General features: G+C 75.1%; 19 protein-coding genes and 1 pseudogene. 11 read left to right on the forward strand and 9 right to left on the reverse strand.

Features of this window, described 5'->3' with window-relative positions:
• A pseudogene (locus EFE23_RS28265) lies at positions 1-2149 on the reverse strand (hypothetical protein); the annotation flags it as partial.
• A 161-nt stretch (positions 2150-2310) separates the two neighbouring features.
• Here EFE23_RS28265 and EFE23_RS21680 point away from each other — a divergent pair.
• Genes EFE23_RS21680 through EFE23_RS21690 form a run of 3 tightly spaced genes read left to right on the forward strand, consistent with a single transcriptional unit; the run spans position 2311 to position 5025 of the window.
• Positions 2311-3162, forward strand: coding sequence for an ABC transporter permease (locus EFE23_RS21680; protein WP_123242777.1), 852 nt, complete (start codon positions 2311-2313; stop codon positions 3160-3162).
• Positions 3163-3190: 28 nt separating this feature from the next.
• Positions 3191-4036, forward strand: a complete 846-nt coding sequence (locus EFE23_RS21685; RefSeq protein ID WP_373684034.1) for an ABC transporter permease — start codon at positions 3191-3193, stop codon at positions 4034-4036.
• Positions 4033-5025 carry an ABC transporter ATP-binding protein gene (locus EFE23_RS21690; protein ID WP_123242778.1) on the forward strand — a complete coding sequence of 331 codons (993 nt, stop codon included), beginning with the start codon at positions 4033-4035 and terminating at the stop codon, positions 5023-5025. The genes EFE23_RS21685 and EFE23_RS21690 overlap by 4 nt, the downstream gene beginning before the upstream one ends.
• On the opposite strand, the gene EFE23_RS21695 is transcribed toward EFE23_RS21690, so the two are convergent.
• Entirely contained in the window at positions 5009-5569 is a 561-nt protein-coding gene (locus EFE23_RS21695; protein WP_123242779.1) for a helix-turn-helix domain-containing protein, read from the reverse strand. The genes EFE23_RS21690 and EFE23_RS21695 overlap by 17 nt on opposite strands.
• 68 nt (positions 5570-5637) lie before the next feature.
• Here EFE23_RS21695 and EFE23_RS21700 point away from each other — a divergent pair, with 68 nt between their 5' ends.
• Positions 5638-6468 carry an AzlC family ABC transporter permease gene (locus EFE23_RS21700; RefSeq protein ID WP_123242780.1) on the forward strand — a complete coding sequence of 277 codons (831 nt, stop codon included), beginning with the start codon at positions 5638-5640 and terminating at the stop codon, positions 6466-6468.
• On the forward strand, positions 6462-6770 hold the full coding sequence (locus EFE23_RS21705) for an AzlD domain-containing protein (protein ID WP_123242781.1): 309 nt from the start codon (positions 6462-6464) through the stop codon (positions 6768-6770). The genes EFE23_RS21700 and EFE23_RS21705 overlap by 7 nt, the downstream gene beginning before the upstream one ends.
• Before the next feature lie 52 nt (positions 6771-6822).
• Here EFE23_RS21705 and EFE23_RS21710 read toward each other — a convergent pair whose 3' ends face one another.
• The 3 genes from EFE23_RS21710 to nadA all read right to left on the reverse strand — a co-directional run bounded on the left by EFE23_RS21710 (position 6823) and on the right by nadA (position 10362).
• Entirely contained in the window at positions 6823-7431 is a 609-nt protein-coding gene (locus EFE23_RS21710) for a DUF3043 domain-containing protein (RefSeq protein WP_123242801.1), read from the reverse strand.
• 185 nt (positions 7432-7616) lie between these two features.
• A complete protein-coding gene (murA, locus tag EFE23_RS21715; protein ID WP_123242782.1) occupies positions 7617-8972 on the reverse strand; it encodes a UDP-N-acetylglucosamine 1-carboxyvinyltransferase in 1356 nt (451 codons plus the stop codon).
• Positions 8973-9186: 214 nt separating this feature from the next.
• Positions 9187-10362 (reverse strand): quinolinate synthase NadA, encoded by a 1176-nt coding sequence (gene nadA / locus EFE23_RS21720; protein ID WP_123242783.1) that lies wholly within the window; start codon positions 10360-10362, stop codon positions 9187-9189.
• Between the two features lie 67 nt (positions 10363-10429).
• Here nadA and EFE23_RS21725 point away from each other — a divergent pair, with 67 nt between their 5' ends.
• The 4 genes from EFE23_RS21725 (at position 10430) to EFE23_RS21740 (ending at position 13915) form a co-directional block, all read left to right on the forward strand.
• Positions 10430-11566 (forward strand): glycerate kinase family protein, encoded by a 1137-nt coding sequence (locus EFE23_RS21725; RefSeq protein WP_123242784.1) that lies wholly within the window; start codon positions 10430-10432, stop codon positions 11564-11566.
• 177 nt (positions 11567-11743) lie between these two features.
• Positions 11744-12112, forward strand: a complete 369-nt coding sequence (gene erpA, locus EFE23_RS21730; protein ID WP_123242785.1) for an iron-sulfur cluster insertion protein ErpA — start codon at positions 11744-11746, stop codon at positions 12110-12112.
• 268 nt (positions 12113-12380) lie between these two features.
• Positions 12381-13358 carry a carbohydrate kinase family protein gene (locus EFE23_RS21735; RefSeq protein ID WP_123242786.1) on the forward strand — a complete coding sequence of 326 codons (978 nt, stop codon included), beginning with the start codon at positions 12381-12383 and terminating at the stop codon, positions 13356-13358.
• The gene (locus EFE23_RS21740) at positions 13355-13915 is read left to right on the forward strand and encodes a P-loop nucleotide/nucleoside kinase family protein (protein ID WP_123242787.1); all 561 of its coding nucleotides are present in this window, start codon (positions 13355-13357) and stop codon (positions 13913-13915) included. Before EFE23_RS21735 ends, EFE23_RS21740 begins: the two co-directional genes overlap by 4 nt.
• A 403-nt stretch (positions 13916-14318) precedes the next feature.
• On the opposite strand, the gene EFE23_RS21745 is transcribed toward EFE23_RS21740, so the two are convergent.
• On the reverse strand, positions 14319-14549 hold the full coding sequence (locus EFE23_RS21745) for a sulfurtransferase TusA family protein (RefSeq protein ID WP_123242788.1): 231 nt from the start codon (positions 14547-14549) through the stop codon (positions 14319-14321).
• Positions 14546-15706 (reverse strand): cysteine desulfurase family protein, encoded by a 1161-nt coding sequence (locus EFE23_RS21750; RefSeq protein ID WP_123242802.1) that lies wholly within the window; start codon positions 15704-15706, stop codon positions 14546-14548. The genes EFE23_RS21745 and EFE23_RS21750 overlap by 4 nt, the downstream gene beginning before the upstream one ends.
• Before the next feature lie 194 nt (positions 15707-15900).
• Here EFE23_RS21750 and ctaC point away from each other — a divergent pair, with 194 nt between their 5' ends.
• Together ctaC and EFE23_RS21760 are read left to right on the forward strand one after the other, a co-directional pair.
• On the forward strand, positions 15901-16872 hold the full coding sequence (gene ctaC, locus EFE23_RS21755; protein WP_123242789.1) for an aa3-type cytochrome oxidase subunit II: 972 nt from the start codon (positions 15901-15903) through the stop codon (positions 16870-16872).
• Between the two features lie 10 nt (positions 16873-16882).
• Positions 16883-17308 (forward strand): cytochrome c oxidase subunit 4, encoded by a 426-nt coding sequence (locus EFE23_RS21760; protein WP_123242790.1) that lies wholly within the window; start codon positions 16883-16885, stop codon positions 17306-17308.
• A 141-nt stretch (positions 17309-17449) separates the two neighbouring features.
• Here the strand turns inward: EFE23_RS21760 and EFE23_RS21765 are convergent, their stop codons facing one another.
• Both EFE23_RS21765 and trpD read right to left on the reverse strand, forming a co-directional pair.
• Positions 17450-17659: a hypothetical protein gene (locus EFE23_RS21765; protein WP_123242791.1), complete on the reverse strand. Its 210-nt coding sequence runs from the start codon at positions 17657-17659 to the stop codon at positions 17450-17452.
• Positions 17660-17853: 194 nt separating this feature from the next.
• Positions 17854-18900, reverse strand: a complete 1047-nt coding sequence (gene trpD / locus EFE23_RS21770) for an anthranilate phosphoribosyltransferase (RefSeq protein ID WP_123242792.1) — start codon at positions 18898-18900, stop codon at positions 17854-17856.
• Between the last annotated feature and the right edge of the window lie 169 nt (positions 18901-19069).

Below are 19069 nucleotides of genomic sequence, written 5' to 3' on the forward strand. Positions count from 1 at the left end.
CGGCCACCGGCGCCCCGGCGGCCGGCGCGGGCGAAACCGGCGTACCCGAGGTGGGAACGCCGGGCCCCGGCACGGCCCGAGTTGGCGATGGCGGCCCGGAGACGGGCGCGCCGGGACGGCTGGGACCCGGACCGGGCGGTCCAGAGACGGGCGCGCCGGGGCGGGTGGCGCCCGAGACGGGTGCGCCGGGACGTGTGGCGCCCGAAACGGGCGGTCCGGAGACGGGCGGTCCGGAGACGGGCGGTCCGGAGACGGGTGCGCCGGGACGGGTGGGGCCCGGGACGGGCGGTCCGGAGACGGGCGGACCCGAAACCGGTGCGCCGGAGGTTGGCGCGACCGGACGGGGGTCGGGCCGCTCCACCGGCGGGCGGCGCTCTTCGTCCCGCCGGCCGGGCGGGGCCGGCATCGGGACCGGGCGCGGTTGTTCCGGCCGGGCCGGTGCGGTCGGGCGCTGTCGCGGGTCGTCAGCGCGCGGCGCGGTCGTCGGCCGGTCCGGCCGGCCCGCCGACTCGTCCGGACGCGGCCGGAACTCCGGCCGGCCCGGCTCGGAACCGGGGCGGGCGGACTCCGGACGTGGGCCGAAGGATTCGAGGCGCGGCCCGCCGGGCTCCGGGCGTGGGCCGACCGGCTCGGGGCGTGGGCCGACGGACTCCGGGCGTGGGCCGACCGGCTCGGGGCGTGGGCCGACGGATTCGGGGCGCGGTCGGGTCGGTTCGGGCCGGGGACCGTCGTACCGGGGGCCGGTGGACTCGGGGCGCGGCCCGTCGTACCGGGGGTCGACCGGGCCGGGGCGGCGAGCGTCGTACCGGGTAGCCGCCTCGTCCGCCGGCCGGACCGGCCGCCCGTCGGGGCCGAGCGGCGGGCGGTGCCGCTCGTCGGGACGCTGGGTGGCCGGCTCGGTGCGGGGCCGCCGCTCGATGACCGGCCACTCCTCGGCGCGCGGGCGGGCGGGGTCGGCCGGGGGACGCTGGTCCTCCCACCGCTCGTCCGGCCGGAAGGCGGCCGGGCGCGGTCCCTCGTCCCGGCCGGGGCCGGGGCGGTACGGGTCCATCGGCCGGCGGGGGCCCTCCGGCGCGTCCCGGTACGTCTCGGCCCGCGCGGCGGCCTCCCGGCGGGGGTCCGTCTCGCGTCGGGGCGCGCCATCGAAGCCTCGCTCGGTGGGCCGTCCGTATCCCGGGTCCCGCCCGTCGACCGGCCGGGCGAAGCCGGGCTCGCGCCGGTCACCGCGTCCGTCGAAGCCCGGGTCCCGCCGGTCCGCCCGCCGGTCGAGGTCGGGCTCACGGCGGTCGAGCCGCCGGTCGAGGTCGGGCTCACGGCGGTCGGGCCGCCGGTCGAGGCCGGGCTCGTGCCGGCCGTCGAAGCCCGGGTCGCGCCGCTCCGCCGGGTGGGCGAAGCCGTGGTCGCGCCGGTCCGCTCGGCGCTCGGAGCCGGGCTCTGGGCGCCCGTTGCGGGCCGGTTCACCTCGTTCGGCGGGGGCGTCGAAGCCCGGGCGGTCGACCGGACCGCGTGGCGGCGGGGTGCGCCCGTCGGGGGTGCCCCAGCGCTGTTCCGGTCGGCCCGGACGGGGCTGGTGGCGGTGCGGGAACTCGTCGGGCTCCGGCAGCCAGCCGGGCTCGGGCGCGGGGGAGACCGGCCGGTGCGGGGCGCCGTCACGGGGACGTACCCACCGCTGGTCGGGCCGGTCGTCCCGCCACGCGGCGGGCTGCTCCCGGTCCGGCGCCCACCCCGGTCCGCGGGGGTCGTACCGGTCGTCGGGGTGGGAGCCACGCCGGTCCGACCACGAGCGCCGCCCGTCCGCGCGGGGTTCCTCGCGCCCGTTCCGATCCGGGTACGCGCGCCGGTCGTCCGGAGCGGGGCTCACCGGGTACCCACCGGGCCGCCCGTCCGGGCCGGCCGGGCTGACCGGATGGCTGCCGCGCCGACCGTCGGGCCCGGCCGGGTACGCGTCGTCCATCGGCGCCGGGCTCACCGGGTGGACCTCGGCGCGGCCGACGACGGCGGCCCGGCCGCGCGGCGCGGGCGGGGTGAGGTGTTCGATGCCGATGTCACCCGGGTAGCGCTGCCCCGGGAACTGCGGCCGCCACTCGTGGGTCGGCTCGGCGGCCCACGAGGGTTCGGCCGGCTCGCGCCAGCGGTCGTAGCCGCTCATCGGGGGACCCGGTCGCCGCTCGCGCGGCGCGGCCCCGTGGCCGGCTCGCGTCGCTCGCTCACGGCGATGTCACCTCGTTGGAAATTGTCGCGCTGGGCGCCGGACGCACCGGTAGAGTCGCCCGGTCCGGCACGTCTTGGCTGCGCAAGGAGGGTAGCGGCGTGGGCTCCGTCACCGCCACTGTGGCACCGCCCACGAACTCAAACGTTACCCGATCGATTCGGACATTCGGCGCGATAGCCCGGTCCGGCTTCCGCCGGTACGCCACCTATCGACAGGCCGCCGTGGCGGGCGTGGTCACCAACACCGTCTTCGGCTTCCTGCGCTACTACATCTTCCTCGCCGCGGCCGGCGCGGCGGGCCGGGTCGCCGGCTACGACCGGGAGCAGCTCGCCACCTTCGTCTGGGTGGGGCAGGGGCTGCTGGCGGTCATCGCGATCTGGGGCTGGACCGAGCTGGCCGACCGGATCCGTACCGGCGAGATCGCCGCCGACCTGCTCCGCCCGGTCCACCCGGTGACCAGCTACCTCGCCACCGACGTGGGCCGGGCCGGGTACGCCGCGCTGTCCCGGCTGGTGCCGCCGGTGCTGATCGGCCTGTTCCTCTTCGACGTGTACCTGCCGCACCGCGGGGCGACCCTGCCGCTGTTCGTGCTCTCCGTGGTGCTCGCCGTGGTCATCTGCTTCGGCTGCCGCTACCTGGTCAACGCCACCGCGTACTGGCTGCAGGACGTCCGGGGACCACTGATCCTCTGGACGCTCTGCTCCGGGGTGCTGGCCGGGCTCTACTTCCCGCTGGGCTTCCTGCCCGGCTGGCTGGAGGCCCTGCTCCGGTACGGCACGCCGTTCCCGAGCCTGCTCCAGATCCCGCTCGACGTGCTGGTCGAGCGGCAGCCCGCGCCAGTGCAGCTCGGCCTGGTCGGGGTGCAGGCCGGCTGGGCGGTGGTGCTGCTCGCCCTCTGCCGGCTGGTGCAGCGTCGGGCCGAGCTCCGGCTGGTGGTGCAGGGTGGCTGAGCCGGGCACGCTGACCGGCCCGACCCGGGTGGTCCCGCCGTCCGGGGGCGGGCCGGAGCCGGCCGGGCGGACACCGGGGGTGCTCGGCGCGTACCGGGCGCTGCTCGGCGCGCAGGCGCGGTCGCAGGCCGCGTACCGGGCGTCGTTCCTGGTGGACCTGTTCGGCAACGTCGGCGCCACGGTGTTCGACGTGGTCACCGTGCTGGTGCTGTTCGGGGTCACCCGCGAGCTGGGTGGCTTCACGCTGCACGAGACGCTGGTGATCGTCGGCCTGTCGTCGTTCGCGTTCGCCGCCGCGGACCTGCTGGTCGGCAACATCGAGCGGCTGCCCCGGTACGTCCGCACCGGCCTGTTCGACGCGGTGCTGGTCCGCCCGCTGGCCGCGCTGCCCCAGCTGCTGCTGATGGACCTGCCGCTGCGCAAGGTGTCCCGGGTGGTGTTCGGGCTGGGCGTGCTGGTGGCCTCCGTCGGCTCGGCGGGGATCCACTGGACCGCCGGCCGGGTGGCGCTGGTGGTGGTCGCCCCGCTCGCCGGGCTGGTCTTCTTCGGCTCGGTCTTCGTCACCACCGCCACCGTCTCGTTCTACTGGATCGACTCGGGCGAGCTGGCCAACTCGGTCACCTACGGCGGGCGCGACTTCACGTCGTACCCGGTCACCGTCTACGGCGGCTGGTTCCGCGCGCTCTTCGCGTACGGGCTGGGTTTCGCCTTCGTCAGCTACCACCCGGCGCTGGCGCTGCTCGGCCGGGCCGACCCGCTGGGCCTGCCCGGCTGGGTGGGTTGGGTCGCGCCCGGCGTCGCGCTGGTCGCCGCGGCGATCGCCGCCCTGGCCTGGCGGGTCGGGATCCGTCACTACCGGAGTACGGGGTCATGAGCGTCATCGAGATGAGCGGGCTGCGCAAGGAGTTCACCGTCCGGGTGAAGGCCGGCCGGCTGCGCCGGGAAAAGCGGACGGTCACCGCGGTCGACGGGATCGACCTGCGGGTCGAGCGGGGTGAGATGCTCGGCTACATCGGCCCGAACGGCGCCGGCAAGTCGACCACCCTGAAGATGCTCACCGGCGTGCTCATGCCCTCGCCGGGAGAGGCCCGGGTCTGCGGGCTGCGTCCGGTGGCCGAGCGGACCCGGCTGGCGATGCGGATCGGGGTGGTGTTCGGGCAGCGCTCGCAGCTCTGGTGGGACCTGCCGCTGCGCGACTCGTTCGAGCTGCTCCGGCACGTCTACCGGGTGCCGGCGGGCGAGCACGGGGCCCGGCTGGCCCGCTGCCGCGGCCTGCTCGACCTCGACGAGTTCCTGGACACCCCGGTCCGGCAGCTCTCCCTCGGCCAGCGGATGCGCGGCGAGCTGACCGCCGCCCTGCTGCACGGCCCGGAGGTGCTCTTCCTCGACGAGCCGACCATCGGGCTGGACGTGGTGAGCAAGCAGGCCGTCCGGGGCTTCCTGGCGGAGCTGGGGCGGGCCGGCGACACCACCCTGGTGCTGACCACGCACGACCTGGCCGACATCGAGCGGCTCTGTCACCGGCTGGTGGTGATCGACCACGGTCGGGTGGTGCACGACGGGTCGATCGCCGCCCTGCACAGCCGGTACGGCTCCCGCCGGATGGTCGTCGCCGAGCTGGACGCGGCGCTGCCGCGACCGCCGGAGCTGCCCGGCGCGCCGTTGCAGCGGGTGGAGGCGGACGGTCACCGGCTGGTCTTCGCGCTGGAGTCGGCGACCGTCGCCGAGGTGGTCGCCGGCCTCGCCGGGCTGGCCACCCTGCGGGACATCGCGATCGTGGAGCCGGACATCGAGGAGGTCGTGGCCCGGCTCTACCGCATGACGGCGGAGGCCGGCGGAGCCACCGTCACGGGTGCTCCATGACCAGCACCGCGAAGGTGCCCGGGGCCAGCGCCTCGTACCAGTGCGGCGTGTCGCCGGGGAAGGTCGCGTAGTCACCCGGCCCCAGCTCGACCGGGTCGGACTCCGGGCCGACCCGCATCCGCCCGGCCGCGACCACGACGTGTTCGACGCTGCGCGGGGTGTGCGCCTCGGCGAGCCGGACCGCGCCGGGCTCCAGCTCCATCAGGTAGACGTCGCGGCGGGCGTGCGGGGCGCCGGCGGCGAGCAGGGTGGCGCTGAAGTCGGCGTGCTCGGAGCGGATCCGCGGCCCTTCGCCGGCCCGGACCACCCGGACGGCGGCCGCCGGCGGCTCGACCAGGCGGCTGAACGGCACGCCCAGCGCGACCCCGAGGGCCCAGAGCGTCTCCACGCTCGGGTTGCCGGCTCCCGACTCCAGCTGGGACAGGGTGGACTTGGCGATGCCGGCCCGGCGGGCCAGCTCGGTCAGCGAGAGCCCGGCCCGGTCGCGCTCGCGCCGCAGCGCGGCCGCGATGGTGGCCAGCGGGGGAGCGGGGTCGATCGCCATGTGTTCGCTCCATCGGTCTGTTTGTTCGGTTTGACGAACCAGGGTGTTCGCGTTCAGGATAATGGACCATGCGTACGGCAGATCGAACGGGCAACGCGGCGGTGCTCCGCGACGTCGCCGCCATCGGCGCGGCGATGGCGGCCGTCGGCGCGTCCTTCGGCGCGGTGGCGGTCGCCGCCGGGCTGCCCGGCTGGGCCACCCTCGCCATGTCGGTGCTCGTCTACGCCGGCGGGGCGCAGTTCATGGCGGTCGGCCTGGTGGCCGCCGGCAGTCCGCTCGCCGCGGTCCTCGCCGGCCTGCTGCTCAACGCCCGGCACCTGCCGTTCGGCCTCGCGCTCGGCGGCAGCCTCGGCCCCGGTCGCGGGCGGCGACTGCTCGGCAGCCATCTGATGACCGACGAAGCGACCGCGTTCGCGCTGGCCCGGCCGGCCGGGCCGGAACGGCGCCGGGCGTTCTGGCTCGCCGGGATCCTGCTCTTCCTGTCCTGGAACGCCGGCACCGCGCTCGGCGTGCTGGCCGGCGGCGCGGTCGGTGACCCGGCCGCCCTGGGCCTCGACGCCGCCTTCCCGGCCGGGCTGGCCGCTCTGCTGCTGCCCAGCCTGCGCGACCGGAACATCCGCCGGGTGGCGTTGGCCGGTGCGGGGCTGGCCGTGCTGGCAACTCCGCTGCTGCCCGCCGGACTGCCGGTGTTGCTCGCCCTCGCCGCCCTCATCGGGCCGGCGGTGCGTAACCGGTCCGCCGGGGTGGCCCCGCCGTCCCCGCCCGCCGCTCCGTCGTCGGCCGTGCTGGCAGGAGGGGCCGCACCCAGCGTTGACCCGGGCCCCTTGCGTGCGCCGGCCGACTCCGCCGCGGCCTCGGCGCGCGGCGGGGCGGCACGGCACGGGGAGGCGTCGTGCTGATCGCGGTGATCCTCGCCCTGGCCGTCGGCACGTACGCCTTCCGGGCCTCCGGCGTGCTGCTGCGCGACCGGCTGGAGCTGCCCGAGTGGGCCGCCCGGCTGCTGCCGGTCGGCGCCGCCGTGCTGCTGGCCGCCCTGGTGGCGACCGCCGCGCTGACCGAGGCGGGCGGCTTCGCCGGCTACGCCCGGCCCACCGGGGTGCTGGTCGGGGTGGCCCTCGCCTGGCGGCGGGCGCCGTTCATCCTCGTCGTGGTCGCCGCCGCCGGCACCACCGCGCTGCTGCGCCTGCTCGGGGTGGCCTGAACACGACCCGGCCCCTCCCCGCGACGGCGGGAAGGGGCCGGGGAGGCCGGGGTCAGATCTTGTCGCCGATGTTCACCCGAGGCGCGGGGGCGCGCATCCGGCGGAACGTGATCGAGCGCATGATCGCGTAGAAGTAGAGCGAGCCGAGCTTCTCGGTGCTCTTCGGGTAGCGCTCGCGCACCAGCTTCTTGATCTTGCGGGAGATCAGCACCGAGTCGACCACCACGCCGAGCGCCAGCAGGCCCCACAGCAGGTTGGAGAGCAGCCGCACGATCGGTGGCATGGCCTGGTTGGAGCCGATCAGCACGATCAGCGCGCCGCCGAAGAACCAGGTGCCGACCGTACGCCGGGAGTCGACCACGTTGCGGGCCAGCAGCCGCTCCGGGCCCCGGTCGCGGGGCCCGCCCTCACGCCGGAACTCCGCGGCCGCCTCGGCGCGCGCCGTCCGGCGCTGCTCCCGGGCCTCCTCCTTGGTCAGCGGCCTGCTCGGCGCGCCGGCCGGGCGCCGGCCGGCGCCGGGCCGCTTCGGGGTGACCTGCCCCAGTTCCTTCTTGCTCGGGGTGTACCCCCGGGGGCGGGCAGCGGCGGACTCCTCGTCGGGCGTCACCGTGGTGACGGACTCCTCGACCAGGTCGGGCTTACGACGAAACAGCGACGGCACGCGGCAAGGGTAGCCAAACGGCCGCGCCCGGTGCACACCGCGGGTGCACCGGGCCGACGGCTCCAGGTCGCGGCGCGGCGTGAGACCGGCCTTCATTCGGTCCGGAGCGCCGCCTGCGGGCGCGGAGGCCGAATTATGGCCGCCAGCCGAGCTGGAGTTGTCGCAGCGCGGGAAGCGCTGTGACGTTACGGGCGCTCGACGTGCGCGCCCAGGTCCGCCAGCTTGGCCTCGAAGTCCTCGTAGCCGCGGTTGATCAGGTCGACGCCGTACACCCGGGAGGTGCCCTCGGCGGCGAGCGCCGCGATCAGGTGGCTGAACCCGGCCCGCAGGTCCGGGATGACCAGGTCGGCGGCGTGCAGCTTGCTCGGCCCGGCGATCACCGCGGAGTGCTTGAAGTTGCGCCGCCCGAAGCGGCACGGGGTGCCGCCCAGGCAGTCCCGGTAGACCTGGATGTTGGCGCCCATCGAGTTCAGCGCCTCGGTGTAGCCCAGCCGCTGCTCGTAGACCGTCTCGTGGACGATCGACAGGCCCCGGGCCTGGGTCAGCGCCACCACGAGGGGCTGCTGCCAGTCGGTCATGAAGCCGGGGTGGACGTCGGTCTCCAGCGCCACCGCGTTCAACTCGCCGCCCGGGTGCCAGAACCGGATACCGCCCTCCTGGCCCGGCTTGCCGGCGCGCGGCGGGCGCAGGTCGGTCACCTCGTACTCGCCGCCGACCGAGCGGAAGATGTTGAGGAAGGTCATCATGTCGGCCTGCTGGGCGCCGAGCACCTCGACGTGGCCGCGGGTGGCCAGGGCCGCCGCCGCCCAGCTCGCCGCCTCGATCCGGTCCGGGATCGGCCGGTGGGTGTAACCGCTGAGCCGCTTCACCCCCTGGATCTCGATCACCCGGTCGGTGTGCACCTTGATGATCGCGCCCATCTTCTGCAGGACACAGATCAGGTCGATGATCTCGGGCTCGACGGCGGCGTTGCGCAGCTCGGTCACGCCCTCGGCCATCACCGCGGTGAGCAGCACCTGCTCGGTGGCGCCGACGCTCGGGTACGGCAGGGCGAACTTGGTGCCGTGCAGGCCGTTCGGCGCCGACAGGTGCAGCCCCTCCGGGGTCTTCTCGACCGTCGCGCCGAACTCCCGCAGTGCCTGCAGGTGGAAGTCGATCGGCCGCGGGCCGATGTGGCAGCCGCCCAGGTCGGGGATGAAGGCGTGGCCGAGCCGGTGCAGCAGCGGACCGCAGAACAGGATCGGGATGCGGCTGGAGCCGGCGTGCACGTTGATCTGGTCGGTGCTGGCGCTCTCGACGTTGGACGGGTCGAAGACGAGCTCGCCGTCCTCCTCGCCGTCGCTCACCTTCACCCCGTGCAGGCCGAGCAGCCCGCGGACCACCTCGACGTCCCGGATCCGGGGCACGTCGAACAGCCGGCTGGGGGTGTCGCCCAGCAGGGCGGCGACCATCGCCTTGGACACGAGGTTCTTCGCGCCGCGCACGCGGATCCGCCCTTGAAGGGGAGTGCCTCCGTGTACGACCAGGACGTCGTCGGTCAACGCAACCTCCAGCGCGCTTCTGCTGCCGTTAGATGGGGTGGGGTCCACGATTCGCATCGCTACCCGGAATGCGGCCAGGTGAAAACGGCCCGCGTGTGTCGTCGCCCCGGCAGCATAGCCCTCCGTGACGAAAATGGAATCGGTCACATCACCAGTCCGGGCATGAACCGGGGATTCCGGTGCTTTTCCGTACCAGTGATGTGACCGAACGTGATCAGGCGCCGGGCAGGGCCAGCATCTGGTCCAGCGCCGCCCGGGCGTGGCGCGCGGTGTCCGGGTCGACCGTGATCTGGTTGACCACCCGGCCGGCGACCAGCTCCTCGAGCGCCCACACCAGGTGCGGCAGGTCGATCCGGTTCATCGTCGAGCAGTAGCAGACCGCCCGGTCGAGGAACATGATCTGCTTGTCCGGGTGGGCCAGCGCCAGCCGGCGCACCAGGTTCAGCTCCGTGCCGATCGCCCACGCCGAGCCGGCCGGGGCCGCCTCGATGGTCTTGATGATGTACTCCGTCGAGCCGACGAAGTCGGCGGCTGAGACCACCTCGTGCCGGCACTCCGGGTGGACCAGCACGTTGACCCCGGGCACCCGCTCCCGGACGTCGTTGACGCTGTCCAGCGTGAAGCGGCCGTGCACCGAGCAGTGCCCGCGCCAGAGGATCATCTTCGCGTCCCGGAGCTGGTCGGCGGTGAGCCCGCCGCCCGGCTTGTGCGGGTCGTAGAGGACGCAGTCGTCCAGGGAGAAGCCCATCTCCCGCACGGCGGTGTTGCGGCCCAGGTGCTGGTCGGGGAGGAAGAGCACCTTGCGTCCCTGCTCGAACGCCCAGTCCAGGGCCCGCTTCGCGTTCGACGAGGTGCAGACCACGCCGCCGTGCCGGCCGACGAAGCCCTTGATGTCCGCCGACGAGTTCATGTAGGTCACCGGGACGGTGTCCGCCGCGATGCCCAGCTCGGCCAGCACGTCCCAGGCGGTCTCGACCTGCGACAGCACCGCCATGTCGGCCATCGAGCAACCGGCGGCCAGGTCGGGCAGGATCACCTTCTGCTGGTCCGAGGTGAGGATGTCCGCGCTCTCGGCCATGAAGTGCACGCCGCAGAAGACGATGTACTCGGCGTCGGGCCGGGCCGCCGCCTCCCGGGCCAGCTTGAACGAGTCGCCGGTCACGTCGGCGAACTGGATCACCTCGTCGCGCTGGTAGTGGTGGCCCAGCACGAAGACCTTCGTGCCGAGCGCGGCCTTCGCCGCCGCCGCCCGGGCCACCAGGTCCGGGTCGCTCGGCGCGGGAAGGTCACCCGGACACTCCACGCCACGCTCGGTGGCGGGGTCGCTGCCGCGGCCGAGGAGCAGCAGCGCAGTGGCGGTGTTGGAGGGCTCAACCCAGGTCGAAGTCACGCACCCATGGTCCCACAGCGCGGCCGGCCCGCAGCCGTCCGCGGTGTGGCCTGCCACACTGCTCGGCATGCGCGTGCTGCTCTGCCCGGACAAGTTCGCCGGCACGCTGCCGGCCCAGGAGGTGGCCGCCGCGGTCGCCGAGGGCTGGCGGAGCGTGGCCCCCGGCGACGAACTGCTGCTCCGGCCGCTCGCCGACGGCGGCCCGGGGTTCGTCGCGGTGCTCGCCGAGGCGCTCGGCGGGCGGCGGCTGCCGGTGCCCACCGTCGACCCGCTCGGCCGCCCCGCCGCCGGTGAGATCCTGCTCACCGACGACGGCACCGCGTATCTGGAGAGTGCCCAGGCGTGCGGGCTGCACCTGCTGTCGACCGCCGAGCGCGACCCGAAGCTCACCACCTCGTACGGGCTGGGGCTGCTGGTCGCCGCCGCGGTCGAGGCGGGCGCGCGGACCGTGGTGATCGGGCTGGGCGGCTCGGCCACCAACGACGGGGGCGCCGGCATGCTCACCCCGCTGGGCGTCACCGCGCTGGACGAGGCCGGCCGCGCCCTGCCGTACGGCGGGGCGGCCCTCGCGGCGGTGGCCGCGCTGGACGGTGCGCCCCGGGTCCGCGGCGCCGCCCTGGTCGCCGCCACCGACGTCGACAACCCGCTGCTCGGCCTGCACGGGGCCAGCAACGTGTACGGCCCGCAGAAGGGCGCCACCCGGGCCGACGTGCTGCTGCTCGACGCCGCGCTGGAGCGCTGGGCGGGGGTACTGGAGCGGGACCTGCCCGGCTGCCCGGCCGGCCTCGGCGCGCGGCCCGGCGGCGGCGCGGCCGGCGGGCTGGGCGCGGCGGTGCTGGCCCTGGGCGGCCGCTGCGAGTCCGGCATCGGGCTGGTGACCCGGGCGATCGGCCTGGACGCCGCGCTCGACGCCGCCGACCTGGTGATCACCGGGGAGGGCTCCTTCGACCACCAGTCCCTGCGCGGCAAGGTGGTCGCCGGGGTGGCCGGCGGCGCCCGGGACCGGGGCCTGCCCTGCGTGGTGCTCGCCGGTCGGGTCAGCACCGGGCGGCGGGAGGCCGCGGCGGCCGGGGTGACCGAGGCGTACAGCCTGGTGGAGCACTTCGGCGGCGAGGAGAACGGCGGCGTCGAGGCCGCGATGGACCGGCCCGCCGAGGGGCTGCGCGCGCTCGGGGCGCGGCTCGCCCGGCAGTGGAGCCGCTGAGCCGCCGGCCGGCCGCCGCGCTGGCCTGCGGCGCGGCTCACGCGCCCCGGTCGCGCCACCGGAGGTGGTCGCCGGCGGGGCGGCGTACGATCGGATCTGGACCACACCGGGAATCACTGGCGGACGCGACGCGTTGGCCAGTGCGTCCGGACCCATACCGCGCAGGGAGATTTCCACGTGACCACGCCAGCGCAGACCGAGTCGACCGAGGCCAAGGCCCCTGACACCGTCGTCCTCACCGACGTCGCGGCGCAGAAGGTCAAGGCCCTGATCGAGCAGGAGGGCCGCGACGACCTGCGGCTCCGGGTCGCCGTGCAGCCGGGCGGCTGCTCCGGCCTGCGGTACCAGCTCTTCTTCGACGAGCGGTCCCTCGACGGTGACGTCGTCACCGACTACGACGGTGTCGAGGTCGTCGTCGACCGGATGAGCGCCCCCTACCTGGCCGGCGCGACGATCGACTTCGCCGACCGGATCGACGCCCAGGGCTTCACCATCGACAACCCGAACGCCGGCAACTCCTGCGCCTGCGGCGACTCGTTCAGCTGAGTCGACCGCGCGCCGGCGCCCGCCGGTCCGCCCCACCGGTCGGGCCGGCCCGGCCTGCGTACGACCCATGGCGGGGCCGTCCCTTTCCGGGGCGGCCCCGCCGCTTTTTCCCCGGTTGTCCGGAGTCGTCCATCCGACGTGCCGCGCGGTGTCCGTCCGGTGTCGGGCGGCCCTACGGTGGTTGACCGCTGCCTGACCGACCTGCGACCGGTGCGCCCGTCGTACCGGTAGGCTGACCCGCGCCGTGCTCCCGACCGCGAGGGTTGACATGAAGATCGCCGTGACCGGCTCGATCGCGACCGACCACCTGATGAGCTTCCCCGGCCGTTTCGCCGAACAGCTCATCGCCGACCAGCTGGACAAGGTCTCCCTGTCCTTCCTCGTCGACGAGCTGGTGCTCCGGCGCGGCGGCACCGCCGCCAACATCGCCTTCGGCATGGCCCAGCTGGGCCTGCGGCCGGTGCTGCTCGGTGCGGTCGGCGCCGACTTCGCGGACTACCGCTCGTGGCTGGAGCGGCACGGCGTCGACTGCGACTCGGTGCACGTCAGCGAGGTGGCGCACACCGCCCGCTTCGTCTGCACCACCGACCTCGACATGTGCCAGATCGCCTCGTTCTACGCCGGCGCGATGAGCGAGGCCCGCAACATCGAGCTGTCCCCGGTGGCACACCGGCTCGGCGGCCTCGACCTGGTGCTGGTCAGCGCCAACGACCCGGCCGCGATGATCCGGCACTCCGCGGAGTGCCGGGAGCGGGGGTACGCCTTCGTCGCCGACCCGTCGCAGCAGCTCGCCCGGATGGACGGCGCGGACGTGCTCAGCCTGGTCGACGGCGCCGACTACCTGATGACCAACGAGTACGAGAAGTCGCTGCTGCAGAGCAAGGCCGGGCTCAGCGACGCGCAGCTGCTGGACCGGGTGAAGGTGCGGGTCACCACGCTGGGCAAGCAGGGCGTGGAGATCGCCGGCCGGGACTTCGCCACCATCCACGTGCCGATCGCCCGGGAGATCCAGGCGGTCGACCCGACCGGCGTCGGCGACGGCTTCCGGGCCGGCTTCTTCGCCGCGCTCGACTGGGGCGTCGGCCTGGAGCGCGCGGCCCAGGTGGGCTGCCTGCTCGCCACCCTCGTGCTGGAGAACTTCGGCGGCCAGGAGTACGAGGTCCGCCGGGACCTGTTCGTGAAGCGCCTCGCCGAGTCGTACGGCGACCAGGCCGCCGACGACGTCCGGCCGCACCTGCTGCCGTGACCTCCGAGGTACCCGTCCCCGACGGCGGGGTCGACCCGGGCGCGGTGCGCCCCGGCGCGGGCGGCCCGCTGCTGGTCGCCTTCGCCGGGCTGCCCGGGGTGGGCAAGACCACCCTCGCCGTCCGGGTCGGCGCCGCGCTGCGCGCCCCGGTCCTGCCGGTCGACCCGGTCGAGCGGGCCCTGCACCGGTACGGCCTGGTCGGCGACGTGCCCGGGATGGCCGCGTACGGCGCGGTCGCCGGGCTGGCCGAGGTGCAGCTCGGGCTCGGGCTGAGCGTGGTGGTCGACGCGGTGAACCCGGTGGCCAGCGCCCGCGGCCTCTGGCACGACCTGGCCGAGCGGTCCCGCGTGCCGCTGCGCGTGATCGAGGTGCACTGCGGGGACGAGGCCGAGCACCGCCGCCGGGTCGAGGCCCGCCCGCCCGACGAGCACCACCCGACCTGGGAGCAGACCCTGGTACGCCGCGCCGAGTACGAGCCCATCATCGGCCCCCGCCTGGTGGTCGACACGGCCGTCGACACCGACCCCCTGCCCGGCATCCTCGCCTACCTCAGGTAACCCCCGCCCCACGCCCGCGCCCCCCGCCCCCGGCCCCGCGCCTCATGCCCCCGGCCCCGCGCCGTGCCCCCGGCCCCGCGCCGTGCCCCCGGCCCCGCGCCGGGCAGGCGCCCCGCCGCCGTGTGCGGCCTAATTCAGGGAAATAGTGGCTATCCGCCGCGCGATGGCCACTATTTCCCTGAATTAGTGAGGATCTTGGCGCGTGGGCGCGGCATGCCCGCGAGGTTCGCGGCGCGATGTGCGGGGCGTGGCGCGGGGGTGAGGCGTGGCACGGGCATGAGGGGCCGCGCGGGCGTGAGGCGCGGCGCGGGCGTGAGGCGCGGCGCGGGCGTGAGGCGCGGCGCGGGTGGATGCGGCTGAGGGCGGCCGCGGTCAGCGGGTGGGGAACCAGCTGCGGGGTGGGTCAGTGGGTGCGGCGGATGTCGTAGGCGGGGCCCTGGGTGGGGTGGGCGGCGAGGAAGTCGTGGCCGCGCAGGCGACAGAAGGCCGGGATGTCGACCGCCGCGGCCGGGTCGTCGGCGAGGACCCGGACCACCGCCCCGACCGGCAGCTCCGGCAGGCGGCGGGCCAGGTTGATCACCGGCAGCGGGCAGCGTTGACCCCGGCAGTCGAGGACCTCGTCCGGCGCGGTCACAGCCCGACCACCCCCGCCTCGGCGCGCAGGTCGGCGACGATCCCGGGCAGCTCGGCGAGGAACCGCTCCACGTCCGCGTCGGTGGTCTCCCGGTGCAGCGACACCCGCACGTTGCCGTGCGACAGCACTCCCATCGCCTCCAGCACGTGCGACGGCCGCAGGGTGGACGAGGTGCAGGAGGAGCCGGAGGAGACCGCGAAGCCCCGCCGGTCCAGCGCGTGCAGCAGCGCCTCGCCGTCCACGTACAGGCAGGAGAAGGTGACCAGGTGGGGGAGGCGGTCCACGGGGTCGCCGACCACCTCGACGTCGGGCACCTCGGCCGCCACCCGGGCCCGGATCCGGTCGACCAGGGGGGCCAGCCGGGCTGCCTCGGCGGCCGCGTCGGCCGCCGCCGCGCGCAGGCTCGCCGCCGCCGCGACCACCGCGGGCAGGTTCAGCACCCCCGGGGTACGCCCCGACTCCCGCTCGTCGGCCGGGAACGGCGACTCCCAGCGGGTGCCCTTGCGGACCACCAGCAGGCCGACGCCGGGCGGACCGCCCCACTTGTGCGCGCTGGCGCTCAGCACCGACCAGCCCGCCGGCAGCGGGGCCCGGCCGACCAGCTGTGCCGCGTCGACGTAGAGCGGCACGCCCGCCTCGGCGCAGTACTCGGCCGCCGCCGGCACCGGCTGCACGGTGCCCACCTCGTGGCTGGCCCCGATCAGCGCCGCCAGGGCCACTCCCGGTACGGCCACCGCCGTCGCCCAGGCGTCCAGGTCCAGCCGGCCGAGCCGGTCCACCGGCACCGGGACCGCGTCCCCGCCGGCGGCCACGTGCCGCTCGGCGGCGTGCAGCACCGCGGAGTGCTCGATCGCGGAGTGCACCAGCCGCGCCCCGACCCGGCGCCGGCCGGCCAGGCCGCCGAGCACGGCGGCGTGCGCGGCCGCCGTACCGCTGGGGGTGAAGGACAGCTCGTCGGCGCGGACGCCGAGGGCCTGCGCGGCGGCCTCACGGGCGGCGTCGAGCAGTTGGCGGGCGCGCCGGGCCTGGCCGTAGAGCTTGGCCGGGTCCGCCCACCCGTCGTCCAGGGCGGCCAGCAGCGCCTGCCGCGCGACCGGGTGCGGCGGCGCGGCCGTCGCCGCGTCCAGGTAGACCGGGGCCGCGCCACCGGGCCCGATGGTTCGCTCGCTGGGCTCGCTCACGAACGCCCACGCTATCGCGCCGGTACCGGCAAGATCCCCCCGATGGGGGCGGACAGTGACCCCAAGACGGTCAGGCCCGTCATGGTCGAGTAATCTGCGACCGTCGGTGACGCCTTTGCCGTCGGTGTTGACGAAACAACCACCGCGGCGCGCTAGGGAGGCAGGACCAGGTGGTCGCAAGGAGTTCGGAGGTACGGTCGTCGGCCGTACGGCACAGCGCTTCCCGAGGGGCCGGCGGGCGCCGGCGGCGTGGTGCTGGTCGGCTCGCCGGGCTCGGTCTCGGTGGGGCCGCGCTGCTGGTTCTGCTCACCGGCTGCGACGTCGGCAAGACGTTCGACGGCTTCGGGTGGCCGCAGGGCGGCATCACGCCGGAGTCGCACCGGATGTACGACCTGTGGATCGCGTCCTGCATCGCGGCGCTCGCGGTCGGCGTGTTCGTCTGGGGCCTGATCTTCTGGTGCGTGATCCGTTACCGGAAGCGGGGCAACGAGCTGCCGGTGCAGACCCGCTACAACCTGCCGATGGAGTTCCTCTACACCATCGCGCCGATCCTCGTGGTCTCCGTGCTCTTCTACTACACGGCGGTCGTGCAGACCGACGTGAACAAGGAGTCGAAGAACCCGGACGTCACCGTCGAGGTCGTCGCCTTCAAGTGGAACTGGCAGTTCAACTACCGCGACGGCCAGGGCCGGGACGCGAACACCATCGCGTCGACCCTCGGCACCAGCGAGGTCATCCCGGTGCTGGTCCTGCCGACCGGCAAGTCGATCCGCTTCGAGGAGACCAGCCGCGACGTCGTCCACTCCTTCTGGGTGCCGGAGCTGCTGTTCAAGCGGGACGTCATGCCGGGCATCATCCGCAACAGCTTCGAGGTCTCCAGCATCGACCAGGAGGGCGCGTACGTCGGCCGCTGCGCCGAGCTGTGCGGTAGCTACCACGCCTTCATGAACTTCGAGCTGCGGGTCGTCTCGCCGGAGAAGTACGAGCAGTTCCTGGCGGCCAAGAAGGCCGGCAAGTCGACCCAGGAGGCGCTCACCGCGATCGGCGAGAAGCCGTACGCGGAGACGACCGTGCCGTACGACACCCGGCGCACGAAGAACAACTTCAACCAGACCGCCGCGTCGGCCGGTACGGGCAGCTGAGGGGGCCGGCATGAAGACCGAGTGGAAGATCTTTCTGACCGTCGGGACGTTCCTCCTTGGCGTCACGATCCTCTACGCCGCCTGGACGTACGGTGAGGGCGGCCGGGTCGAGTGGGTCGGCACGGTGGCGCTGCTGCTGTCGTTCCTGCTCTGCTCGATGTGCGGTGGCTTCTTCTGGTTCGTCTCCCGCCGGATCGACCTGCGTCCGGAGGACCGGGCCGACGGCGAGATCGCCGACGGCGCGGGTGAGGTCGGCTTCTTCAGCCCGGGCAGCTACTGGCCGTTCGGCCTGGCCCTGGCCGCGGCGATCGCCGGCCTCGGCCTGGTCTACTGGCAGATGTGGCTGCTGGGCGCCGGCCTGGTCGCGGTGATCTTCGCCGCGTGCGGCCTGCTCTTCGAGTACTACAGCGGTACCCGCCGGACCGCCGAGCACTGATCTGACGACACCGAAAGGCCCGCGCCCTCCGGGGACGCGGGCCTTTCGCACGTCCGAGGACCCGAGCGGGGGTGTCCGGGATGCGGCGGGTCACGTGGCGCGGCGGGTCACGTGGCGCGGCGGGTCACGTGGCGCGGCGGGTCAGGCGGCGCGGCGGTGCGGGCGGCGGGTGGTGCCGCGGCGGTGGTCGACGCGCGGGGCGGGGAAGGCGAACGTGGCGATCAGCACGGCCGCGCCGCAGCCGGTGCAGACCAGCTCGGGGCAGTCGGCGCCGTGCCCGTCGACGCAGGGCGGCGCCTCGAACGGCACGACGCCCTCGCAGCTGTCGCAGTAGAGCTCGCGGTCCGACACGGGCGTCTCCTCTCGCTCCGGTGCCCGCCGGGCGGCACCGACTCCGGCTCGGCGCGCCCGCGCCGCGTTCCGGAGCCGCCGGCCGCCAACGGCCGAAAACGGAAAATTACTCCCGTGTAGTTTGGCACGCCGGTACGACACCGCCCGGAGTGGACCCGCCGCGGCGGGCCGGCGGGTGCCAGGGGAGGGCGGGGTCAGAGCGAGCGGGCCACCTCGAGCCAGCGCTCCAGGGCGCCCGCGGCCGCCCCCGAGTCGATCGACTCGGCCGCCCGGACCATGCCGGCCCGTACCGCCGCGGTCAGGTCACCGTCCAGCGGGCCCTGGGTGGCCAGCGCCATCCCGGCGTTCACCAGCACCGCGTCGCGGACCGGGCCGGTCTCCCCGGCCAGCAGCCGCCGGGCCACGCCGGCGTTGTACGTCGCGTCACCGCCGCGCAGGTCGGCCAGGGTGGCCCGGGGTACCCCGAACTCCGTCGCGTCCAGCAGCGCCTCTCTGACGGCGCCCTGCTGGGCCACCCAGACGCGGGTCGGGGCCGCGGTGCTGAACTCGTCCAGCCCGTCCTCGCCGCGCATCACGACCACCGAGTCGCCCCGGGCCGCGAAGACGGCCGCCATCACGGGGGCCATCCGGAGGTCGAAGCAGCCGACCGCGCCGGACCGGGGGCGGGCCGGGTTGGTCAGCGGACCGAGGAAGTTGAACGCGGTCGGCACGCCGATCTCCCGGCGGACCGGGCCGGCGTGGCGCATCCCCGGGTGGAAGCGGCCGGCGAAGCAGAAGCCGATGCCCGCCTCGACGACGCACCGGGCCACCTGCTCGGGCGACAGGTCCAGCGGGATGCCGAAGTGTTCCAGCAGGTCGGCGGTGCCGCAGAGCGAGGAGGCGGCCCGGTTGCCGTGCTTGACCACCCGGGCGCCCGCGCCGGCCACCACGAGCGCGGTCATCGTGGAGATGTTGACCGTGTGCGCCAGGTCGCCGCCGGTGCCGACCACGTCCAGCGCGGTGGCCCGGATCTCCTCCGGCAGCGCCACCTCCATCGACCGGCCGAGCATCGCCTCGACCAGGCCGGCCAGCTCGGCCGGGGTCTCACCCTTGGCGCGCAGCGCCACGACGAAGCCGGCCACCTGCGCCGGGCTGGCCGAGCCGGTCATGATCTCGTCCATCGCCCAGGCGGTGTCGGCGGTGGAGAGCTCCTCGCCGCGCAGCAGCGCGTTGATCAGAAGCGGCCAGGTCCGTTCGCCCATGCCGGGCCTCCCGAGCGGGGATGGGGTGCGGGTGTGGGGGAGGGGCTGTCGTCCGTCCGGAGCGCCGCCCGGGGCGGCGTGGTGGCCGGATCGAGGCCGGCGGCCGTCAGTCGTCCGTGGCGCCGCCGGGCGGCGCGTGAGCCGAATCATGGCCGAAGCCGGCGCCACG

It is taken from the genome of Micromonospora solifontis (assembly GCF_003725545.1).
In the GTDB taxonomy this organism is placed as follows: Bacteria; Actinomycetota; Actinomycetes; order Mycobacteriales; family Micromonosporaceae; genus Micromonospora; species Micromonospora solifontis.